The following is a 1,684-nucleotide window of genomic DNA, read 5'->3' on the forward strand; positions in this document are numbered from 1 at the left end:
TTTTATTCTTACCTCATAAGTTCTTTTCACATGATAAAGGCGTTTATTGAAGAAATGTTCATAGAAATCACGGAAATAGGAAGATGTCTTCTTAATCAGAAATCAACCGCAAGATTGCCCTCTGTTTTTTGGGGTTAAGTCCTCTGAAATTTTTTAAAAGTAAGTGTTCTGCTTTGTTTGATATTCTGTCGTTATCAGGGTAGAGGGTATCTTCTTTTTTTGAGATATCAGCATAAAAGAAAGAAACAGGAACATCCAGTCTGTCGGCAATTTCCTGTAAACGTCCTGCTCCTACACGATTTATTCCTTTTTCATATTTCTGAATTTGTTGGAAAGTGACTCCTAAGGAGTGGCCTAACTGTTTTTGAGAAAGTCCTAGCATCTTTCTTCTATAACGAATTCTCTTGCCTACAGAAATATCATTAAAATGCGGATTTTTGTTTTGCACTTTAAAGTCCCCCACCGGGTGCGAGCGCCCTCGCATTGGTATTCCGGGAGGTTGAAAATACTGAATCCGAATCAGCTTTTTGCTTTTAGTGCTGAGAAGCACCTGGACATAGCAAAAACTCCCGGAATTCCAGGAAAGCTCACATAATAAGCTAATTTTTTAGAATTTAGGGTTTTACTTCTCTTATTGATCGTTGCGTAATCGACCAAAAACATCTCATTAATAAAATAATCTTAGAATATTAGCAATGAAAATTTAAACAGTCTTTGTTTTCGAAAATGCTCTAAAGACCGCAGAGGCATCGTAGCAGAGAGACATCGTAGCGAAGATACATCGTACCGGAGATACATCGTACCGGAGATACAAGAGAAGAAATGCTTATTCATTGGTTGCAGCAGTAGAAGCTGCATCTGAACGTATATGGGAGCAGATATGAGAATTTGAAAGGTGGAGAGTTTCTTATTATAAAAAGCGGATTTTAAAAATTTTAATCGGAAAGCAAGCACAAAATTGCCTTCTGTTTTTTCGGTTTGAGTTCTCTAAAACTTTTCAAAAGGAAGTATTCCTCTCTGTTTGAGGCGATTTCATCATGCTGGGTGGGGGTGTCTTGTTTTGTGAAGAGATCAGCGTAAAAAAAGGCAATAGGAACACTTAAGATATCAGCAATTTCCTTTAAACGCCCTGCGCTCACACGATTTAATCCTGTTTCATATTTTTGAATTTGTTGGGAGCTTACCTTCAAGTGATCAGCTAATGTTTTTTGAGACATTTTCAGCATTTTTCGCCGAAAACGAATTTTTTTGCCCACGAAAATGTCATTATGAAGATTTTTTGCTTGATGAAGATTTCTCGCTTGCATCTTCCCCCCGCCGGTTGCGAGCGCCCTCGCATTGGTATTCCGGGAGTCTAAAACACTGAACCTAAATCAGCTTTTTGCTTTTAGTGCTTGTAGCACCTGGACATAGCAAAATCTCCCGGAATTCCGGGACACCCACATCAGTGGGTTCATTTTTACGCTCGGATTTAGGGTTTTTAGATCCCTATTGGTCGTTGCGTATGCGACCAAAACATCTTTTAAGTCATAAAGGAATTTCAGAGGATTTACAATAACAATTAGAACAGTTTTTGAAGTTACAATTTTTGAATGAGGGAGTGATCGCTGGAGGATGAGAAGTGGAGGATGAGAGATGGAGGATGAGTGGCGGAAGATGAGAGATGGAGGATGAGAGGTGGAGG

2 protein-coding genes are annotated in these 1,684 nt (G+C 39.0%); both read right to left on the reverse strand.

Annotated features, from left to right (window positions below):
- Positions 1-91 precede the first annotated feature (91 nt).
- Positions 92-484, reverse strand: coding sequence for a helix-turn-helix domain-containing protein (locus tag ACFIO5_RS09805; protein ID WP_375705296.1), 393 nt, complete (start codon positions 482-484; stop codon positions 92-94).
- Positions 485-935: 451 nt separating this feature from the next.
- Positions 936-1,307, reverse strand: coding sequence for a helix-turn-helix domain-containing protein (locus ACFIO5_RS09810; RefSeq protein ID WP_375705297.1), 372 nt, complete (start codon positions 1,305-1,307; stop codon positions 936-938).
- Positions 1,308-1,684: the final 377 nt, after the last annotated feature.

Source organism: Bartonella sp. AA86SXKL, assembly GCF_042196885.1.

What these genes read in the sequence shown, in the direction of transcription:
- ACFIO5_RS09810 (WP_375705297.1), bottom strand. Translation starts at nt 1,307, where the DNA reads ATGCAAGCGAGAAATCTTCATCAAGCAAAAAATCTTCATAATGACATT.
- ACFIO5_RS09805 (WP_375705296.1), bottom strand. Translation starts at nt 484, where the DNA reads ATGCGAGGGCGCTCGCACCCGGTGGGGGACTTTAAAGTGCAAAACAAA.